Raw genomic sequence first — 2,803 nt, forward strand, 5'->3', positions numbered from 1 at the left:
AAAGGGGGGATACGGGTGGCTTTGAGTAATTTTAAATCTTATCGGCGGTGCGTTTTGCCGCGATAGAATTTTAGGATGAGAGTTGGGAGCAGATTTTACTAATGGAATTCTGCGTCCTGGATGTGGCTGAGATCTTTTATACCTCGCCTAGTGTAGATTTTACTATTAAATCTCGCGCAATAAAAATTTACAATAAGCTTTGCATGATCACACTACGCGAAACTTGCAACGCTGATAGCTCAGCATTTTAATAAACAGGAGGAGGATCGTCATACAAAATTTTACTTTGAAATTCTACCGCTTGGGATTAGCGCGCAATTCTATGCCGTTACGGCGCACAAATCTCAATGAGTAAAATTTTTCGCCAAGTTTTATAGTAAAATTTCGCAATTTAAAATTCTAAAAAATTTTATCTCGTAAAATTTACAGACAAAAATTTGCAAAGTATAATTTTAAAAGATTCGTCGCTAAGAAAACTAAAATTTCGCCCATAAAAAAAGGCTAGCCAGGAGGCTAGCCTTTATGCTACGAGCTTACACAGATACTACCAATCGGTCTTTTGATTGTAAATATCGCGAATATCGCCCGTACCTAGTTTATTCGTCGAAGTGTCGCTAGTACTATTATCCGATGTACTACCGCCAGCGAATGATCCCACGTCATCTTCCTTACCAGATTTGACTTGACCCTCGCCGCCCCAAACCGTAGGTTTAGCGGCTCTTGTGTTGACAGTAAGAGGGTTATAATACTGCGGTACGCCAGAATACTGATTAGAATAGGCACCTCCATTTCCTATTGTGAACATAGTATTGTCATTTCCAGCGGGCGTATGGATAAGCCATGGGTTAGTTTCAATACGTATTGTAGCCTGGCCCGGAGCAGTAGCTTGGATAGCTATATCTTCCTTGCCGTAGCTTACTACATTGCCCCTGTGAACAGTTACACTAGTAGGCGTGAAGCTGGTATAGGCGCTTACGAATTCCGCCCCTATATTATTTAGAGTAGCCCTAGTATTTACTACGAACTTCGTAAAATCGGTTAGGCTAGGATCTTGAGCTGCTAGCACGGTAAATATATTTGAGCTAGGAGCCTCATAAGCAAGCTCTGCGCTAGGAGCAGGCATATTCGCGCACTTATCGGTTCTGCCACAATAGATCTGCGCATAAATAGGTACGGTTACCCCGGTTCTGGTAGTGGCTTGATACACTCTAGATCCCAGGCTCTTGTCATATGACGTACCATAGACGAATAGCGCATAAGTGCCTACGTTGTCACTATAATCTATAACGGTTTTACCTGTTGCATAGGTCTTACTATTGGAATTAGCAGCGGCTATATAAGCAGCTTTGCTTGCAGCTTTGGTCTCGCTAACCTTTCTAGTGATAAAAGCATTAAAGTTCTCTTGGGACAACTTTATATCATCTTTCTTATATTGCTCCGAAGTTGTATCCGAGATAGCATTGTATGATTTATCAAATTTTGACGGCCAAAAATTTTCGGCGATACTAATCGTGCCATTTCTGATTTCAAAGTCACTAGCGTAGATAAGCACCGGAGTGCTAGGGGTTTTATGCATCCTAGCAAAATTAAAATACACGGTCGAACCAGGGGTCTGCCCCTCTCTAAATCCTTGTGCTAAAATCCTGAAATCCGTTGACTTAGAATCGTACTTAATTCCTGTGCCATCTTTCGGTCTATTGATAAGTCCGCCTATTAATGAAGCGTCGGAGTAATAATTAAGCGCCGTTCTAAGCGGTATAGGCAAGCCGTAACCCGCATCGGATGCGGAAGCGGCTTCATTCCAACCTCCATTAATAGTTGAGCTTAAGGTTCTTACGTTATATTTATAGCATCTACTATCATATCCTGTAGGGCCTAGGCACTCGTTAGAATTTGCAGCAAAAAATTGCGTACCACTATCAATCTTATAGGTAACGGTAGCTCTATTAGGATATGGCACGTAATTTGTATCTCCGCCGGTCTTGTTAGCGGTAGCTGTGGAGCAACGTCCATCGGCACTATTGCTAGCGCAATCGAATCCAAAATTTAGCGCAAAATCAAGATCGCTTGAAAATCCGCACACGGCTTGAGGAGTGCCGCCAACATCTTGTTTATACCCGTCATAAAGCGTAGCGATGACATCTTTATAGACCTTGTCGGATAGATATGCTACGGCATTGACCTTAAGCTTGGCTAGCTGACTTATCTGATGCGTCACCGCTAAATTTTGCGTAGAGTTATCACTACCATATATTACTACATTATTCTCAATATCCGGAGCATTGAAATATGTATACGCAGATACCCCGCCCGTGATATTATTATCACCTACGCCGCTTGTTACGCCGTTATCGAGGCTTGTGAGAGATACCCTGATACGATCCGGTCGGTAGCGTAATACGATATTATCATTTATCGCTTTATCTTTGTTAGCAGCAAGCCTCATACCTACGTCGCAGCCTATCATACCTTTAGCATTAGGAGTATTGCTAGATGAATTGATGATACATTTAGCGCTCTTCCACTTTTTAGAGTATGTCTGATCGGAATAAGCATCCGTCCACGAGTTATCATAGATGTTTACGAGTACATCGCCAACATTATAGTAATTAAAAATTTTATCGGCATCTTTACCTATGGTTTCGGTATAGATGACGGCATAGCTTTTATCTTTAGCTTCCGGATTTTTTCTGGACTGGGTCATCAGATATGCACCTTGAACATGACCTTTGCTATCAAATTTCGCAACGCCTCCTGCTTCTACGATATTTCTAGCGTTAAAATTCGCCCATAAGCTTACGGC

Annotated in this window: 1 protein-coding gene; it reads right to left on the minus strand. The window is 41.9% G+C overall.

What is annotated here, in order from left to right; translation table 11 throughout:
- Positions 1-544 precede the first annotated feature (544 nt).
- A partial coding sequence (locus tag Q0413_RS11010; protein WP_298990482.1) for a hypothetical protein occupies positions 545-2,803 on the minus strand: 2,259 nt, incomplete at its 5' end.

It is taken from the genome of uncultured Campylobacter sp. (assembly GCF_938045465.1).
Lineage (GTDB): Bacteria > Campylobacterota > Campylobacteria > Campylobacterales > Campylobacteraceae > Campylobacter_B.